We start from the raw sequence: 16,415 nt of genomic DNA, 5'->3' as shown, positions 1-16,415 counted from the left end.
GTCGGCGTCATGTTGCTCGAAGTGCGTGATCTGCATGTGGAGTTCCGGACGCGGGACGGGGTCGCCAAGGCGGTCAACGGGGTCGACTACGCGGTGGACGAGGGGGAGACGCTCGCGGTGCTCGGTGAGTCGGGGTCCGGGAAGTCGGTGACGGCGCAGGCGGTGATGGGGATCCTCGACATGCCGCCCGGGCGGATCACCGGGGGCGAGATCCTCTTCCAGGGCAAGGACCTGCTGAAGCTGAAGGAGGAGGAGCGGCGGAAGGTCCGTGGCGCCGAGATGGCGATGATCTTCCAGGACGCGCTGTCCTCGCTGAACCCGGTGCTCTCCGTGGGCGACCAGCTCGGCGAGATGTTCGTCGTCCACCGCGGGATGTCGAAGAAGGACGCGCGGGCCAAGTCGATCGAGCTGATGGACCGGGTGCGCATCCCGGCCGCGAAGGAACGGGTCAAGCAGTACCCGCACCAGTTCTCCGGCGGTATGCGCCAGCGCATCATGATCGCGATGGCCATGGCCCTGGAGCCCGCCCTGATCATCGCCGACGAACCGACGACCGCACTGGACGTCACCGTCCAGGCCCAGGTCATGGACCTGCTCGCGGAGTTGCAGCGCGAGCTCAACATGGGCCTCATCCTCATCACCCACGACCTCGGCGTCGTCGCCGACGTCGCCGACCGGATCGCGGTGATGTACGCGGGCCGGATCGTCGAGTCGGCCCCCGTCCACGACATCTACAAGGCACCGGCCCACCCCTACACCAAGGGCCTCCTGGACTCCATCCCGCGCCTGGACCAGAAGGGCCAGGAGCTCTACGCCATCAAGGGCCTGCCTCCCAACCTCATGAACATCCCGCCGGGCTGCGCCTTCAACCCCCGCTGTCCCATGGCCCAGGACGTGTGCCGGACGGACGTACCCCCGCTGTACGACGTCTCCGAAGACCGCACCAGCGCCTGCCACTTCTGGAGGGAGTGTCTGAATGGCTGAGCCTCAGGAGCCGATTCTGGAAGTCAGCGGGCTGGTCAAGCACTACCCGCTCACCACGGGCATCCTCTTCAAGAAGCAGGTCGGCGCCGTGAAGGCGGTCGACGGCGTCGACTTCGCCCTCGGCCGCGGCGAAACCCTCGGCATCGTGGGCGAGTCGGGCTGCGGCAAGTCCACGGTCGCCAAGATGCTGGTCAACCTGGAACGTCCGACCGCCGGCACGATCAAGTACAAGGGCGAGGACCTCGCCAAGCTCTCCGGCAAGGCCCTCAAGTCGGTCCGCCGCAACATCCAGATGGTCTTCCAGGACCCGTACACCTCCCTCAACCCCCGTATGACGGTGGGCGACATCATCGGGGAGCCGTACGAGATCCACCCGGAGGTGGCGCCGAAGGGCGACCGCCGCAAGAAGGTCCAGGACCTCCTGGACGTGGTCGGTCTGAACCCGGAGTACATCAACCGCTACCCCCACCAGTTCTCCGGCGGCCAGCGCCAACGCATCGGCATCGCACGGGGGTTGGCGCTCCGCCCGGAGGTGATCGTCGCGGACGAACCGGTCTCGGCGCTCGACGTCTCCGTCCAGGCCCAGGTCATCAACCTGATGGACCGGCTCCAGAACGAGTTCGACCTGTCGTACGTCTTCATCGCCCACGACCTGTCGATCGTCCGTCACATCTCGGACCGCGTGGGCGTGATGTACCTCGGTCGCATCGTGGAGATCGGCAAGGACGCGGAGATCTACGACCACCCCACGCACCCCTACACCCAGGCCCTGCTCTCCGCGGTCCCGGTCCCCGACCCCGAGGCCCGCGAACACCGGGAGCGCATCATCCTCTCCGGAGACGTCCCCTCCCCGACCAACATCCCCTCCGGCTGCCGCTTCCGCACCCGCTGCTGGAAGGCCCAGGAACGCTGCGCCCTGGAGGTACCGGCCCTGGCGGTCCCCAGCGAGTTCCGCCTCCTCCCGGGCCCGGCGGCCCATGACTCGGCCTGCCATTTCGCGGAGGAGAAACAGGTGGTGCCGCCGGAGGCGCCGGACAGCAACGGACCGGGGTGACATGGCGCACCCCGGTCCGTTTACGGCACCCGCACGGCCGTACGTTCTTTAGACTGACGCGTCCGTATATCGGGACCGGGTCGGTCAAGTTGCCTGCGTGTTAACGCGATTCATGGGTGTTTGTGTCGTTACGACAGCCCCAACGACCGCTTCAGGAAGTCGACCTGGAGCAGGAGCAGGTTCTCCGCGACCTGCTCCTGCGGGGTCATGTGGGTCACGCCCGACAGGGGCAGCACCTCGTGCGGGCGGCCCGCCGAGAGCAGGGCCGAGGACAGCCGCAGGGTGTGGGCCGCGACGACGTTGTCGTCCGCCAGACCGTGGACGATCATCAGCGGCCGGTGCGGCTCGGCGGGGGAGGAGAGGCCCTCGTCGGTCAGCAGGGAACTCCTGGCGTACGACTCCGGAGACGCCGTCGGATCGCCCAGGTACCGCTCCGTGTAGTGCGTGTCGTACAGCCGCCAGTCCGTCACCGGCGCCCCCGCGATCCCGGCGTGGAAGACATCGGGCCGGCGCAGCACCGCGAGCCCCGCCAGCCAACCGCCGTACGACCAGCCCCGGATCGCCACCCGGGAGAGGTCGAGCGGATACGACTTCGCCAGTGCCTCAAGCGCCTCGACCTGGTCGTCCAGGGACACCGTGAGGTCGTGGTGGATCGCCTTCTCCCAGGCCGGCGAGCGGCCGGGGGTGCCGCGCCCGTCCGCGACGACCACCGCGAAACCCTGGTCGGCGAACCACTGCGAGGTGAGGTGCGCGTTGTGGGCGGCCAGGACGCGCGGGCCGTGCGGACCACCGTAGGGATCCATCAAAACCGGCAACGGGGTCGCACCGTCGTGATCTTGAGGCAGCAGCACGGCGCACGGGATCCGCCGTGCGCCCCCCTCGGTGAGGATCATGCGCGGTGACATACCGGGATCTTCGGCATACGACGTGACAGTCGCCGTCCGCTTGCCGTCCCGCAGCACCTGCGCCTGCGCCCCGGCCCGCCCCGGCGTCGCCGACACCAGCACGGTCACGCCCCCGGCGCGCACCGCCGAGTGCACACCCGGCTCCTGCGAGACGCGCTCCATGCCGAGCTCGTTCACCCGGTACACATGCACCTCGCCGGTCTCCGCCGCGGCCGCGCGCTCCCCGGCCGACGCGGAGACCAGCACGTCGTCGTCGGAGACGTCCAGCACCGCGCGGACGTGCAGCTGCGGCCCTGTCAGCGGGCGTTCGCCGACGGCCAGGACCCGCGCACCCCCCTCGTCGGCGATCCGGACGAGCCGCCCGGAAGGGCTCCAACAGGGCACCCCTGGGAAAAGATCAAGCCAAATTGGATCTTCGTCGGCGTGCACCATCCGGGTCGCCCCCGACGCGGTGTCCACGGCCAGGAACAACTGGCTGCGCTGGTCCCGGGCCTGCACCAGCACCAGCGGTGCACCCGCCGCTGACCAGTGCACATGCGCCAGATACGGGTAGCGCTTCCGATCCCAGGACACCTCCGTGCGCGCCCCGTCGAGGCCGATCACGAAGAGCCGGACCTCCGCGTTCGCCGTCCCCGCCGCCGGGTACGCGACGTGCTGTGGATCACGTTCGGGACGGGCCGGGTCGGAGATCCACCAGCGCCGTACGGGAGTGTCGTCCGCGCGTGCGACCAGCAGCTGGTCCGACTCCGGCGACCACCAGAAGCCCCGCGAGCGCCCCATCTCCTCGGCCGCGATGAACTCCGCGAGCCCGTAGGTGACTTGTTCCGACTCCGGCTCGGCCAGCGCCCGGTCCCCCTCGCCCTCGGCGCCCGTGATGCGCAGGGCGCCCTGAGCGACGTAGGCGACGAACCGGCCGTCGGGGGAGGGGCGCGGGTCGATCACCGGTCCCGGGACGGGGAGTTCACGTGCCGTGCCGGCCCGTAGCTCCGCCGCGAAAAGCCGTCCTGACAAGGCGAAAGAGGCCAACTCGACCGCCGCGTCGGTGGCGTAGCCGACGATCCCGGCCCCGCCCTCACGGCTCCGCTCGCGCCGTGCCCGCTCCTCGGGCGACAGGTCCTCCGAGGCACCGCCGAGCAGGGCGCGCGGGTCGGCCGCCACGCGCTCCCCGCCGTCCGCGGGGTCGAGCACCCACAGCGAACTCGCCCGGTCCGTACCGGAGGACGAGCGCAGGAACACGACACGGGAACCGTCGGGAGCCACCGTGAACGCGCGTGGGGCGCCGAGCGTGAAGCGCTGGGTCCGGGCATGCCGGCGGGGGAAGGAGTCGGACGTCGTCGTCATGCTCTGACCATATTGGCCATGCGCCCCCTTGTGCGGCAGTGCGCCGACGGATGCGCGCGCACGGATAGTTATGATCACTAGCGCATAGTGGGTATGAACCTGCTGGCGCCTGTATGGATTTATCTGCCCCCTGGTCCGACCCCCGCGCTCTTGGGATCTTTGGAGGTGAGCCGCCGTGGCACTTTCGATTTCGGCGGTGGTGCTGCTGGCGATCATCGTCTTCCTGCTGGTCAAGAAGTCAGGGCTGAAGGCCGGACATGCGGTGGTCTGCATGTTGCTCGGCTTCTACCTGGCCTCTTCGACCGTGGCGCCGACGATCAGTGAGCTGACGACCAACATCGCGGGGATGATCGGCAGCATCAAGTTCTGACGCCTTTAGGGTGGGGTCCATGACGGAACCCCCCGCCCGGCGTCTGCTGCTGGTGCACGCGCACCCGGACGACGAGTCGATCAACAACGGCGCGACGATGGCTCGCTATGCGGCCGAGGGTGCCCTCGTGACCCTGGTCACCTGCACGCTCGGTGAGCGCGGCGAGGTCATCCCGGCCGAGCTCCAGCACCTCACCGGCACCGCCCTCGGCGAGTACCGGCTGGGCGAGCTCACCGCCGCGATGCGCGAACTCGGCGTTGAGGACTTCCGTCTGCTCGGCGGCCCCGGCCGCTACCGGGACTCCGGGATGATGGGCCTCGCCGACAACGACGACCCGGCCTGCTTCTGGCAGGCGGACGTCGACGAGGCCGCCGCGCGGCTGGTCGAGGTGATCCTGGAGGTACGCCCCCAGGTCCTCGTCACCTACGACGAGAACGGCGGCTACGGCCACCCCGACCACATCCAGGCCCACCGCGTCGCCATGCGCGCCGCCGACCTGGCCGCCGAAGCGGGCTGGACGATCCCCAAGATCTACTGGAACCGCGTCCCGCGCTCGGTGGGCGAGCAGGCCTTCGAGCGGCTGGCCGAGGTGCTGCCGGGGCTCCCCTTCGACAAGCCGGGCGTCCTCGACGACGTCCCCGGCGTCGTGGCCGACGAGCGGATCACCACCGAGATCGACGGCACCGCGTACGCCGCCGCCAAGGCCGCCGCGATGGCCGCCCACGCCACCCAGGTCACCGTCGCCGAGCCGTACTTCGTGCTCTCCAACGACCTCGCGCAGCCCGTCTTCACCACCGAGTACTACGAGTTGGTACGCGGAGAAAGGGCACTCGGAGCGCGCGAGACCGATCTCTTCGCCGGTACGGAGGCGACCTCATGAACGAGCCCGGATCCCTCCTCGCCCAGCCCCTGAAGGCGCCGGCCGCCGGACGGGTGCTGGTGTACATCGGTCTCTTCGCGCTCGGCGCGGTCGTCGGCGCCGCCGGGTCGCTGGTGCAGGCCGGCTGGTTCCCGGGCGGGCTGCTGCTCGCGCTCGCCGGTGAGGCCGGCCTCTGTCTGGGCGGCGCGCGTGCCGTCGGCAGCCGGGGCGGGGCCGTCGCACCGGCCGCCGGCTGGATGCTCGCCGTCATCCTGCTCACCGCGAGCCGACCGGAAGGCGACTTCCTCTTCGGCGCGGGAACCGGCTCGTATCTCTTCCTGCTCGGCGGCATGGCCACAGCTGTGATCTGCGCCACGCTTGGGTCGGGGCGGCAACCGGGCGGCGATGGCGTCCGACTTGGCAAGTGACGTACCACTTCGCCGCGACTGGGACGTGCGAGTCCGGTGTGGGTTTCCCCAGCGGTCGTGGGATACGCGCCAGAAGTGGCCAGTATGGTGGTGCGCGCCGCCGAGCCGCCCGCGCAGTTGAGGTCGACACGGCCGGTGGAGCCAACCGGGAGAACCTGCCTTGAGTCGTGAAACTGACAGTCCGTCCTCCGGGCCCAACGGGCGCGGCGGAGCCGCCTACCCTTCGGGCACGCCGCCTTACGGGACCCCCATGGCTTCCGACGACGGTATGGACGCGGGCCGTTCGGGCACGCAGTCCGACGAGCGCAAGACCGAGACCACGCTGACGACCCGGATCCGGATCAACATCCCCGGGTCGCGGCCCATCCCGCCGGTCGTCGTGCGCACACCGGTCGCGGATGCCGAGCCCGCCGCGCCCGCGGCCGAGACACCGGCTCCGGGCGCCCCCACGGGCACCGCCGCGCCCGCGGCCGAGCCGGCGCCGCCCGCCGAGGAGAAGGCGAGCAACTGGTTCGCGCCGCGCAAGTCCGGTCCGCCCAAGGGCGGTCAGGGTGGCGGCGCGGCCAACGGGGCGGGTGCGCCCGGGGGTTCGGGTGCGGCTCCCGCCGGTTCCGGCGCGGCTCCCGGCGGCGCGCGTCCCGGCTCCGCTCCTGGACGCCCCGGTGGTGTGGTCGGCGCCATGAGCGTGCCGGGCGGCTCCCGTCCCGGCGGCGGTACGAACGGTGCGGGGCTCCCCGGTGCGACCGGCGGCCCCGTGGCGCCCGGGCACGGCGGCGGCACCGGCTCCTTCGACGTGACCGAGGCGCTGGCGGCGGGGCCGCTGGGCAACGGTTCGCGTCCGGGCGGTGAGCCGCGGCGCGACGAGCTGCCGTACTTCACGGAGAACGGCGGCGGTGCACAGAACGGGCATAACGGGCAGGGCGGTTACGGCTCCCAGGGCGGCCCGGGCGGTGCGGGTGGCGCGAACGGCTACGACGCCTCCGACGACTTCAACAGCTCGACGGGCTCGCACAGCCTGGACGGCCTGAACGACTTCAACAGCTCCACCGGCTCGCACCGCTTCGACCCCTCCAACGACTTCAACGGCCCGAACGACTTCGCCGGCCCGAACGGCCGTGGCGGCCCCCAGGGCCCCGCGGGCCCGACGGGCGGCCCGGTCACCGGCGACGGTCCGGTCGTACCGCCGGTCAGCGGCGGGCCGGGCGGCCCTGGTGGGCTCGGCGGTCCGGGTGGCCCGGGCGGTCACCGTCGGCCTGGTGGGCCTGGTGGGCCTGGTGGGCCTGGTGGCTCCGGCATCCCCGGTGCCCCCGGCGGCCCTGGCGGTCCCGGCGGCCCCGGTGTCCCGGGCGGCTACGGCGGCCCTGGTGCTCCTGGCGGCCCCGGTGCCCCCGGCGCCTCCGCCGGAATGACCGGCCTCGCGGGGCCGGGCGCGGGCACGCTCCCCGGTGTCGGTCCCCACGGCGGCCCCGGCGGCCCCGGTCGTGGCCCCGGCGGCGGTATGAGCGACGACACCGCGATCCTCACCCCGCAGAAGCCGGCCCCCGAGCCGGGCACCCCCGGCTACGGCACCCCCGGCACCCCGCCGGACAACGTCTCCGGGCACACCGTCACCAGCGGTATCCCGGTCGTGTCGCCCGGCGCCCAGAACCCGCCGTTCGGGCCGGGCGCCCCCTCCGACGGACCGATGCAGCACACCGCGCCGAAGCTCCCCGAGCCGGTGGCGCAGAATGTGCCGGCCTCGTCCAAGAAGCCCAAGAAGAAGGGCCGCAACAAGCTGGTCCTGGTCGGCACCGGTGTGTTCGTCATCGCGGCCGGTGCCTACGGCGCCGGGCTGCTGATGAACCACTCCGACGTGCCCAAGGGCACCACGGTGCTCGGTGTCGACATCGGCGGCGGCACCCGTGACGACGCCGTCAAGAAGCTCGACGACGCGTTCGGCGACCGGGTGAACAAGCCGCTGAAGCTCTCGGTCGGCGGCAAGACCGTCGAGCTCAAGCCGGACCAGGCGGGCCTCCAGTTCGACGAGCAGGCCACGGTCGCCGTGGCCGCGCAGAGCGACTACAACCCCATGTCCGTCATCGGCTCCCTCTTCGGCAACCACCGGGTCGTCGAGCCGAACATGCCGGTGGACGAGGAGAAGCTGACCGCCGCCCTCAAGGACGCCGGCGGCAGCTCCGGCTCGGTGACCGAGGGCACGATCAAGTTCACCTCGGCCGGCAAGGCCGTCGCCGTCTACGGCAAGGCGGGCAAGGGCATCGACGTCGCCAAGTCGACCAGCGCGGTCGAGGAGGCGTACCGGACCCAGGTGGAGACGGGCACGGCGGGCGCGGTCACGGTCGCGACGACCACCCAGCAGCCGGCGATCACCAACGCCGAGGTCGACCGGATGATGAAGGCGTTCGCGGAGCCCGCGATGTCCGAGAACGTCCTGATCAAGGGCGGCGGGCAGCAGATCGAGTTCGGTGCCCTGTCCCTGCCGAAGATCCTCGGCGTCAAGGCCGTCGACGGCAAGCTCGTGGACACGTACGACCTGGAGGCGCTGAAGGAGGCGTACGGCACCACCTTCGACGGCGTGAAGGTCAAGACGGCGACCGGGGAGCGGGACATCCTGCCGCAGGACGTCGTCTCCGTACTGCGCAAGGTGCTGCTCGGCAAGACGACCGCGGAGCGCACCGGGGAGATCGACACCAACCCCAGCTAGCGGTCCGCGCACCGACCAGGGGGCACTCGGCGGACGCCGGGTGCCCCTTCGTCGTATGACATCTGTCATCCGGCAGTCAGGATCGCCGACACTGCCGGGCCAGGGGGCCCGAGCGCCACCCTGGATCACATGACAACGACAGCGGTCGCATTCGACCAGGTGAGCAAGGCGTACGGCGAGGTCCGGGCCGTGGACGGGCTGACGCTGAGTCTGTATCCGGGGGAGACCGTGGCGCTGCTGGGGCCCAACGGCGCCGGTAAGTCGACCACGCTCGATCTGCTGCTGGGTCTCAAGAACCCCGACAGCGGCAGTGTGCGGCTCTTCGGCACCGAGCCGCGTGAGGCGATCGTCGCCGGGCGGGTGGGGGCGATGCTGCAGAGCGGTGGGCTGATGGACGAGGTCACCGTCGCGGAACTGGTGCGGCTCGCCTGTGATCTGCATCCGAAGCCCTACCGGCCGAACGACGTGCTCGCCCGCGCCGGGATCTCCCAGCTCGCCGACCGCAAGGTCGACAAGCTCTCCGGCGGCCAGGCCCAGCGCGTCCGCTTCGCCCTCGCGACCGCCGGCGACAGCGACCTGATCGTCCTGGACGAGCCCACCACCGGCATGGACGTCACCACCCGTCAGGGCTTCTGGGCCACCATGCGCGAGCAGGCCGACCAGGGGCGGACCGTCCTGTTCGCCACCCACTACCTCGAAGAGGCCGACGCGATCGCCGACCGCGTACTCGTCCTGCACCGCGGCCGGCTCCTCGCGGACGGCACCGCGGCCGAGATCAAGGCGAAGGCGGGCGTACGGCGGATCTCCTTCGACCTGGAGGCCCCGGTCGACGAGACGGCCCTGCGCGGCCTCCCCTTCCTGACCACCCTCACCGTCTCGGGCCCCACCGTCCGCATCCAGTCCACGGACGCCGACGCCACCGTCCACGCCCTCTACGGCCTCGGCGTCCACCCCCGCAACCTCGAAGTCGCCGGACTCGGCCTGGAGCAGGCCTTCGTCGCCATCACCGCCGCCGAGGAGGCTCGTACCTCATGAACAGCCTGATCAAGCTGGAACTCACCCGCGCCCTGCGCAACCGCAAGTTCCTGTTCTTCTCCGTGATCTACCCGGCGGTCCTGTTCCTGCTCATCGCGGGCAGCTCCAGTACGACGGAGAAGGTCGACGGCACGGGCCTGACCCTGCCGACCTACATGATGGTCTCGATGGCCTCCTTCGGGGCCCTCACGGCCGTCCTGATGGGCAACAGCGAGCGCATCGCGAAGGAGCGGGCGGCCGGGTGGGTGCGCCAGCTGCGCCTGACCACACTGCCGGGCCGCGGTTACGTCCTCGCGAAGACCGCGAGTGCCGCCGTCGTCAGCCTGCCCTCCATCGTCGTCGTCTTCGCCGTCGCTGCGGTCGTGAAGGACGTACGACTGGACGCCTGGCAGTGGCTCGCCCTCACCGGCGCGATCTGGGCCGGAAGCCTCGTCTTCGCCGCCCTGGGCGTCGCGCTCGGCTACCTCGCCAACGGCGACGCGGTCCGCCCGATCACGATGATCACCTACTTCGGGCTGTCCATCCTGGGCGGCCTGTGGATGCCGACGACGACCTTCCCGGCGTGGCTCCAGGACATCGCCAAGTGGGTGCCCACCCACGCGTACGCTGCCCTGGGGCAGGCGATCGAGCAGAGCCAGACCCCGCATGCCAAGGACATCGCCGTCCTCGCCGTCTACTTCGCCCTGTTCACCGGCGGCGCGGCCTGGCTGTACCGGAAGGACACGCTGAAGGCGTGAGGACGATGACCGACGACGGGCTTCCCGCGGAGCTCCGGGCGGAGAACTCGATCCGGGTGGGCCAGGCGCCCCGCAACCGGGCGGACGCGGTGCGCAAGCTCGTCTGGATCCTGCCCTGGCTGGTCTTCCTCGGCTCCCCGGTGCGGGACCTGGACTCCGGCGGCCACTCGACGGCCGCGACCGTAGCCGGCTGGGTGGCCCTGGTCGCCTTCACCGGCGTCTATCTGACCCTGGTCTTCCGGAACATGGGCCGCCCGTTCTCCGGCCCGACGGTGGGCGCCCTGGTCGCCCTGCTCGGCGCCCTCGCCGTCGTCCTGTGCCTCAGCCTCGGCAGCGCCTGGATCGGCCTGTTCGTGTACGTCTCCGTCACGTGCGGCGCGACCTTGCCGCAGCGGATCGCGTACTGGGCGGTCGGGGCGAACACCCTCGCGATGGTGCTGGTCGGCCTGTACGTCGGCTCGGAGGACTGGAGCCTGGTCCTGGTGGTGCTGCTCCTGGGCTTCGCGATGATGGGCGTGAAGCAACTGGTGCGGACGACCGTGGAGTTGCGCAAGGCCCGTGCGACGGTAGCCCAACTGGCCGCGAACGAGGAGCGGTTGCGCCTGGCCAGGGACCTGCACGACCTGCTCGGCCACTCGCTCTCGCTGATCACCCTCAAGAGCGAGCTCGCGGGCCGGATGCTCCCCGCCCACCCCGACAAGGCGGCCCAGCAGGTCGCCGACATCGAACAGGTCAGCCGCCAGGCCCTGGTCGACGTCCGCGCGGCCGTCTCCGGCTACCGGCGCGCCCGCCTGGCCGCCGAACTCGCGGGCGCACAGGTCGCTTTGACCGCGGCCGACGTCACCGCGGAGGTGCCCGCCGAACCCGACCTCGACGGCGTCCCCGAGGAGAGCGAGGCCGCCCTCGCCTGGGCGCTGCGCGAGGCGGTCACCAACGTCGTACGGCACAGCGGCGCGACCCGCTGCACGATCGAGCTCCTGCGGCGCCAGACCCTCGACGGGCCGGTACTGGAACTCTCCGTCGAGGACAACGGCTCCGGAGGCTCCGGCAAGGACCCCGGCAACGGACTGACGGGCCTGTCCGAACGCCTGGAGAAGGCGGGCGGCGGCCTGGAGGCGGGCCGTACGAAGCACGGCTTCCGCCTGGTCGCCCGCGTCCCCGCCACCCCGTCCGCGCCCGTAGGATCCGGCGCATGAGCCCTACGATCAAGGTCCTCCTCGCCGAGGACCAGTCGATGGTCCGCGAGGCCCTCGCCGCCCTCCTCGGACTGGAGGACGACATCGAGGTCGTCGCCCAGGTGGCCCGCGGCGACGAGGTGCTGGCCGCGGCCCGCGCCCACGACATCGACGTGGCTCTCCTGGACATCGAGATGCCGGGCGCCACGGGCATCGAGGCGGCCGCCCAGGTCCACCGGGAACTCCCGGCGGTCAAACTGGTCGTCCTCACCACCTTCGGCCGCCCCGGCTACCTCCGCAGCGCGATGGAGGCGGGCGCCGACGCCTTCCTGGTCAAGGACGCCCCCGCGGCCCAACTGGCGGCAGCGGTACGCAAGGTGCTGGCGGGGGAGCGGGTCATCGACCCGACGCTGGCGGCAGCGGCGCTGGCGGACGGCGCGAATCCGCTGACGGACCGAGAGCGCGAGGTCCTGCGGGCGGCGGAGGACGGCTCGACGAACGCGGAGCTGGCGCAGTCGTTGCATTTGTCGCAGGGGACGGTCCGCAACTACCTCTCGACGGCGATCCAGAAACTGGCGGTACGCAACAGGGCGGAAGCAGCGCGCCTGGCAAGAGAGAAGGGCTGGCTGTAGCCCACCTAGGGGCGCGGGGAACTGCGCGACAAGCCACGACGAAGCCGCAGCCGCCCCACAACCATCAGTTCAACATCGCTCGCGCGGCATGAGCCTGCTGCCGAACCCGAGCAGAAGCCGGCTCATCCACGGCCTCCACGACATCCGCGTACGCATCCAACTCCCGTGCCCCGCCCAGGAAGTCCCCGCGCTGCACCAACAACTGCGCCCGCTCATACCGCAACCGAGCAGGATGCGAAGGCAGCAGCAGCCCCAACTCCACCGCCCATAACGCCACATCCGACCGCTCCGGCCGAGCCGCCGCCCACGCCCGCACGTTGTTCAGAATCCGCAGCACCACATCCAACGGATCCGCCGGCTCCAACATGGACGGCTGCAACGGCGCCCCCGTCGCCCCCGCCACCAACAACTCCGCGTCGGACCCGCTCAGCACCCGCCCCCCGTCGAACGGATCGGCGAGCACCTGCTCCTCCGCCTCCCCGAACCCGACGACGAAGTGCCCCGGCAGCGCGACCCCGTACACATGAGCCCCCGCACGCCGCGCGACCTCCATCCACACCACGGACAGCAGGATGGGCAGCCCCCGCCGCCGCAGCAGCACCGAGTGCAGCAGCGAGGACTCCAGCCGCTGATAGTCGCCAGGTGTGCCACGGAAACCACACCGCTCCCCGAGCAGCTCCCGCAGGGACACCGCCCAGGAGCGCGGTCCACCGGGACGGAACGGCAGCCGCCCCGCCAGCCGGTCCAGTTCGATCTGCGCCGCGTCCAGGCCCGCCTCGTCCAGCGTCCCGTCCGCCTCCGCGCCCACCAGCAGGCACAGCGACGACAGATCGGGCCGTTCGGACCGCGCCTCTTCGGCGAACCGCCGGCGCAGTTCGGCGGAGCGTTCCGGGGACGGGGGGCGGAGGGGACGCATAGCTGGCTCGTGCCCGGTCACGATGATCCGTACCGGCCGCTGCCGGGACCGGCCGGTTCCCGGTAGTGGTGGTACGCGTGATGCGCGGCGAAGCCCATCCCGGCGTACAGCGCCCGCGCGCCCGCGTTGTCCGTCTCGACCTGGAGCCACGCGGCGGACGCGCCCTCGTCGAGCGCCCGGCGGGCCAGCGCGGCCATCACCGTGGTGGCCAGCCCGCGCCGCCGCTGCTCGGGATCCACCTCGACGGCGGAGAAGGAGGCCCACCGCCCGTCGACGACACACCGTCCGATGGCGGCCGGAGCCGCTCCCTCGGAGGAACCCGGCACGGTCGCGAACCACACCGAGGGACCGCTCCCCAGCACCTTGAGGGCCACCTCGCTCACCCCCTTGCGCTGGTACCGGGCGAGCCATGTCTCGTCCGCGTCGCGGGCCAGCAGCACCTCGTCCGCCCCGGCCCGGTCGGCGAGCGGCGCCAGCGCGCCGATCCACAGCTCGGCGGTCACCTCACGCTCCCACCCCCGCCGCTCCAGCTCCGCGCACAGCAGCTCCTGCGTGCCCTCGGCGCCGGTCGCGGTCTGGATGTACGCGGGCAGCCCGCGCTCGCCGTACCAGCGTCGTACGGCCTCCAGGGCCTCGTCCAGCGGCATCCCCGGGTCGCCGATCGGGAGCACCGAGTTGGCCCGCCGGGTGAACCCCGACGCGGCCCGCAGCTCCCACTCGCCGAGTCGCTCGCTCTCCACCGGCCGCCACGCGCGCGTGGTGACATGCGCGAGTTCCTCGTAGGAGGCGGAGGGGCCCCGGCGGCGGGCCGGGGCGTTCGGCACGACCTTGCCCGCGACCAGCGAGGATTCCGCGATGTGGACGGTCTCGCCACTCTTCCGTGTGATCAGCAGCACACCGTTGTCCCATGATGCGAGAACACCCACCGTGTCGGTGAACTTCTCACCCGGAACCGCAGGATCGTTCATGCGGCGTACTGAGACCCGTTTACCCACGTCAGCAGCGGTGATACGGACCTCAAGGCGCCCCGTCGCAGAGATTTCCACAGGTCAGTTCACCCCTCCTGTTCGGATCATGCCCAAGAACGGAGATACTAGGGGCGGGCATCGACGACGCCGCGCTCCCGCGCGCCAGGCGGCAGGGCCTGAGGAGGCCCGCCAGCGCCCTATCGAGGAGGAACGACAGCGTGACCTACGTCATCGCGCAGCCTTGTGTCGACGTGAAGGACAAGGCGTGCATCGAAGAGTGCCCGGTCGACTGCATCTACGAGGGCTCCCGGTCCTTGTACATCCACCCGGACGAATGCGTCGACTGTGGTGCCTGTGAGCCGGTCTGCCCGGTCGAGGCGATCTTCTACGAGGACGACACTCCAGAGGAGTGGAAGGACTACTACAAGGCGAACGTCGAGTTCTTCGACGAGCTCGGCTCCCCCGGCGGCGCCAGCAAGCTGGGCCTGATCGAGCGCGACCACCCCTTCGTCGCCGCGCTGCCGCCGCAGAACCAGTAAGAGCGGCCCGGACTCCGCGCCGCCTCGGTCCCGTACGGCTCGATCACCCCTGATCGCCGTACGGGACCGAGGCGTTTGCCGTACGCGTGCTGTACCAGAAAGTGAGCCAGACACCGTGTCCGCAGTCTCCGACCGTCTCCCCACCTTCCCCTGGGACAAGCTCGAGCCGTACAAGAAGACGGCCCTCGCGCACCCCGGCGGCATCGTCGACCTGTCCGTCGGCACCCCGGTCGACCCGGTTCCCGACCTGATCCAGAAGGCGCTCGTCGACGCGGCGGACTCACCGGGCTATCCCACGGTCTGGGGCACACCGGCGCTGCGCGACGCGATCACGGGCTGGGTGGAGCGCCGCCTGGGCGCCCGCGAGGTGACGCACAAGCACGTCCTGCCGATCGTCGGCTCCAAGGAACTGGTCGCCTGGCTCCCCACCCAGCTGGGCCTCGGCCCCGGCGACCGTGTCGCCTACCCGCGCCTGGCCTACCCGACCTACGAGGTCGGCGCCCGGCTGGCCCGCGCGGAGTACGAGGTCTACGACGACCCGACCGAGCTGGACCCCGAGGGCCTGAAGCTCCTCTGGCTGAACTCCCCGTCGAACCCCACGGGCAAGGTCCTGTCCAAGGAAGAACTCACCCGGATCGTGGCCTGGGCCCGCGAGAACGGGGTGCTGATCTTCTCCGACGAGTGCTACCTGGAGCTCGGCTGGGACGCCGACCCGGTCTCGGTCCTGCACCCGGACGTCAACGGCGGCTCGTACGACGGCATCGTCGCGGTCCATTCCCTGTCCAAGCGCTCGAACCTGGCGGGCTACCGCGCCGCGTTCCTGGCCGGCGACCCGGCCGTCCTCGGTCCCCTTCTGGAGATCCGCAAGCACGGCGGCATGATGACGGCGGCGCCCACCCAGGCGGCCGTGGTGGCGGCCCTCGGCGACGACGAGCACGTCCGCGTCCAGCGCGAGCGCTACGCGGCCCGCCGCGAGGCCCTCCGCGGGGCCCTTCAGGCCCACGGCTTCCGCATCGAGCACAGCGAGGCCAGCCTCTACCTCTGGGCCACCAAGGGCGAGTCCTGCTGGACCACCGTCGCCCACCTGGCCGACCTGGGCATCCTCGTCGCCCCGGGCGACTTCTACGGCGAGGCGGGCGAGCAGTTCGTCCGCGTGGCCTTCACGGCGACGGACGAACGGGTGCGGGCCGCCGTGGAGCGGCTCGCGTAAGCGTCGCGCATACGGCGATGGGGCCCAGGGAGACATCCCCGGGCCCCATCGCCGTATCAGCCGGACGTCAGCCGAGCGGGAGGCTCTTCACGGGAAGGGACTCGGTCGGCAGACCGCCCTTGGTCAGGGAGTCCGTCGGCAGACCGCCCTTCGTCGCGGTGGACGCCGTGTCACCCAGGATGTCCCCGGCGGAGCCCGCCGCGTCGCCCGCCGTCTGCTGCGCGGCGGGCGCCGCCTTCTTCGCGACCTTGCCACTGGTCTTGCCCGCGGTCGGAACCGCCTTCTTGACCGCGTTGCCACCGGTGTTGCCCGCGAGCCCGGTGGCGTTCTGCGCCGCGCCGTCGACGGTGTTGCCGACGCTCGCCCCGTCCAGAGCGGTCAGGCCGCCCAGGTTCGAGGTGGGCAGTTCGGCGGGGGCCGCACTGGCAGAGCCGGCCGCACCGACCCCGGCTGCCGCTCCCGCAGCGACGAGCAGCGCGGCACGGGCGATCCTGCGGGTCAGGGGGAGGGACATGATGCTCCTTTGACGGGAGAGAACGAGGAAGTGTCCGACCGTGTCCG

At 71.3% G+C, this 16,415-nt stretch carries 16 protein-coding genes; 12 read left to right on the top strand and 4 right to left on the bottom strand.

The window, feature by feature from the left end; all coding sequences use genetic code 11:
• The first annotated feature begins 9 nt into the window (after positions 1–9).
• Together ACFY0U_RS41195 and ACFY0U_RS41190 are read left to right on the top strand one after the other, a co-directional pair.
• A complete protein-coding gene (locus ACFY0U_RS41195; protein WP_388645048.1) occupies positions 10–984 on the top strand; it encodes an ABC transporter ATP-binding protein in 975 nt (324 codons plus the stop codon).
• Entirely contained in the window at positions 977–2,038 is a 1,062-nt protein-coding gene (locus ACFY0U_RS41190) for an ABC transporter ATP-binding protein (RefSeq protein WP_388645047.1), read from the top strand. The genes ACFY0U_RS41195 and ACFY0U_RS41190 overlap by 8 nt, the downstream gene beginning before the upstream one ends.
• A 128-nt stretch (positions 2,039–2,166) precedes the next feature.
• Here ACFY0U_RS41190 and ACFY0U_RS41185 read toward each other — a convergent pair whose 3' ends face one another.
• Complete coding sequence (locus tag ACFY0U_RS41185) at positions 2,167–4,284, bottom strand: prolyl oligopeptidase family serine peptidase (RefSeq protein WP_388645045.1); 2,118 nt, start codon at positions 4,282–4,284, stop codon at positions 2,167–2,169.
• Between the two features lie 175 nt (positions 4,285–4,459).
• Between ACFY0U_RS41185 and ACFY0U_RS41180 the strand changes: the two genes are divergently transcribed.
• The 8 genes from ACFY0U_RS41180 (at position 4,460) to ACFY0U_RS41145 (ending at position 12,221) form a co-directional block, all read left to right on the top strand.
• A complete protein-coding gene (locus tag ACFY0U_RS41180) occupies positions 4,460–4,654 on the top strand; it encodes a hypothetical protein (RefSeq protein WP_171142976.1) in 195 nt (64 codons plus the stop codon).
• A 19-nt stretch (positions 4,655–4,673) separates the two neighbouring features.
• A complete protein-coding gene (gene mshB / locus ACFY0U_RS41175; RefSeq protein ID WP_388645044.1) occupies positions 4,674–5,534 on the top strand; it encodes an N-acetyl-1-D-myo-inositol-2-amino-2-deoxy-alpha-D-glucopyranoside deacetylase in 861 nt (286 codons plus the stop codon).
• Entirely contained in the window at positions 5,531–5,941 is a 411-nt protein-coding gene (locus tag ACFY0U_RS41170; protein WP_388645042.1) for a DUF6113 family protein, read from the top strand. The genes mshB and ACFY0U_RS41170 overlap by 4 nt, the downstream gene beginning before the upstream one ends.
• Before the next feature lie 160 nt (positions 5,942–6,101).
• Positions 6,102–8,642, top strand: coding sequence for a hypothetical protein (locus tag ACFY0U_RS41165; RefSeq protein WP_388645040.1), 2,541 nt, complete (start codon positions 6,102–6,104; stop codon positions 8,640–8,642).
• A gap of 129 nt (positions 8,643–8,771) precedes the next feature.
• Positions 8,772–9,677, top strand: a complete 906-nt coding sequence (locus tag ACFY0U_RS41160) for an ABC transporter ATP-binding protein (RefSeq protein ID WP_388645038.1) — start codon at positions 8,772–8,774, stop codon at positions 9,675–9,677.
• Positions 9,674–10,414, top strand: a complete 741-nt coding sequence (locus ACFY0U_RS41155; protein WP_388645036.1) for an ABC transporter permease — start codon at positions 9,674–9,676, stop codon at positions 10,412–10,414. Before ACFY0U_RS41160 ends, ACFY0U_RS41155 begins: the two co-directional genes overlap by 4 nt.
• A gap of 5 nt (positions 10,415–10,419) precedes the next feature.
• The gene (locus ACFY0U_RS41150) at positions 10,420–11,610 is read left to right on the top strand and encodes a sensor histidine kinase (protein ID WP_388645109.1); all 1,191 of its coding nucleotides are present in this window, start codon (positions 10,420–10,422) and stop codon (positions 11,608–11,610) included.
• Positions 11,607–12,221 (top strand): response regulator, encoded by a 615-nt coding sequence (locus tag ACFY0U_RS41145; RefSeq protein ID WP_388645034.1) that lies wholly within the window; start codon positions 11,607–11,609, stop codon positions 12,219–12,221. Before ACFY0U_RS41150 ends, ACFY0U_RS41145 begins: the two co-directional genes overlap by 4 nt.
• 64 nt (positions 12,222–12,285) lie before the next feature.
• Here ACFY0U_RS41145 and ACFY0U_RS41140 read toward each other — a convergent pair whose 3' ends face one another.
• Together ACFY0U_RS41140 and ACFY0U_RS41135 are read right to left on the bottom strand one after the other, a co-directional pair.
• Positions 12,286–13,137 carry a tetratricopeptide repeat protein gene (locus ACFY0U_RS41140; protein WP_388645033.1) on the bottom strand — a complete coding sequence of 284 codons (852 nt, stop codon included), beginning with the start codon at positions 13,135–13,137 and terminating at the stop codon, positions 12,286–12,288.
• A 17-nt stretch (positions 13,138–13,154) separates the two neighbouring features.
• The gene (locus ACFY0U_RS41135) at positions 13,155–14,183 is read right to left on the bottom strand and encodes a GNAT family N-acetyltransferase (RefSeq protein ID WP_388645031.1); all 1,029 of its coding nucleotides are present in this window, start codon (positions 14,181–14,183) and stop codon (positions 13,155–13,157) included.
• A 140-nt stretch (positions 14,184–14,323) separates the two neighbouring features.
• Between ACFY0U_RS41135 and fdxA the strand changes: the two genes are divergently transcribed.
• Both fdxA and ACFY0U_RS41125 read left to right on the top strand, forming a co-directional pair.
• The gene (gene fdxA / locus ACFY0U_RS41130; protein WP_019058397.1) at positions 14,324–14,644 is read left to right on the top strand and encodes a ferredoxin; all 321 of its coding nucleotides are present in this window, start codon (positions 14,324–14,326) and stop codon (positions 14,642–14,644) included.
• 115 nt (positions 14,645–14,759) lie between these two features.
• Positions 14,760–15,854: a bifunctional succinyldiaminopimelate transaminase/glutamate-prephenate aminotransferase gene (locus ACFY0U_RS41125; protein WP_388645029.1), complete on the top strand. Its 1,095-nt coding sequence runs from the start codon at positions 14,760–14,762 to the stop codon at positions 15,852–15,854.
• Positions 15,855–15,921: 67 nt separating this feature from the next.
• On the opposite strand, the gene ACFY0U_RS41120 is transcribed toward ACFY0U_RS41125, so the two are convergent.
• Positions 15,922–16,368, bottom strand: coding sequence for an ATP-binding protein (locus ACFY0U_RS41120; RefSeq protein ID WP_171147726.1), 447 nt, complete (start codon positions 16,366–16,368; stop codon positions 15,922–15,924).
• Positions 16,369–16,415 lie beyond the last annotated feature (47 nt).

The sequence above is a fragment of the Streptomyces sp. NPDC001536 genome (genome assembly GCF_042894505.1).
Classification (GTDB): Bacteria; Actinomycetota; Actinomycetes; order Streptomycetales; family Streptomycetaceae; genus Streptomyces.
Note: the sequence above shows the minus strand (reverse complement) of the source record. Positions and strands in the feature narration are given on the sequence as shown.

Excerpts from the sequence above, each read along its gene's own strand:
- mshB (WP_388645044.1), top strand. The coding sequence starts at position 4,674 with ATGACGGAACCCCCCGCCCGGCGTCTGCTGCTGGTGCACGCGCACCCG.
- ACFY0U_RS41140 (WP_388645033.1), bottom strand. The coding sequence starts at position 13,137 with ATGCGTCCCCTCCGCCCCCCGTCCCCGGAACGCTCCGCCGAACTGCGC.
- ACFY0U_RS41155 (WP_388645036.1), top strand. The coding sequence starts at position 9,674 with ATGAACAGCCTGATCAAGCTGGAACTCACCCGCGCCCTGCGCAACCGC.
- ACFY0U_RS41190 (WP_388645047.1), top strand. The coding sequence starts at position 977 with ATGGCTGAGCCTCAGGAGCCGATTCTGGAAGTCAGCGGGCTGGTCAAG.
- ACFY0U_RS41195 (WP_388645048.1), top strand. The coding sequence starts at position 10 with ATGTTGCTCGAAGTGCGTGATCTGCATGTGGAGTTCCGGACGCGGGAC.
- ACFY0U_RS41145 (WP_388645034.1), top strand. The coding sequence starts at position 11,607 with ATGAGCCCTACGATCAAGGTCCTCCTCGCCGAGGACCAGTCGATGGTC.
- ACFY0U_RS41160 (WP_388645038.1), top strand. The coding sequence starts at position 8,772 with ATGACAACGACAGCGGTCGCATTCGACCAGGTGAGCAAGGCGTACGGC.
- ACFY0U_RS41170 (WP_388645042.1), top strand. The coding sequence starts at position 5,531 with ATGAACGAGCCCGGATCCCTCCTCGCCCAGCCCCTGAAGGCGCCGGCC.
- ACFY0U_RS41120 (WP_171147726.1), bottom strand. The coding sequence starts at position 16,368 with ATGTCCCTCCCCCTGACCCGCAGGATCGCCCGTGCCGCGCTGCTCGTC.
- ACFY0U_RS41150 (WP_388645109.1), top strand. The coding sequence starts at position 10,420 with ATGACCGACGACGGGCTTCCCGCGGAGCTCCGGGCGGAGAACTCGATC.
- ACFY0U_RS41185 (WP_388645045.1), bottom strand. The coding sequence starts at position 4,284 with ATGACGACGACGTCCGACTCCTTCCCCCGCCGGCATGCCCGGACCCAG.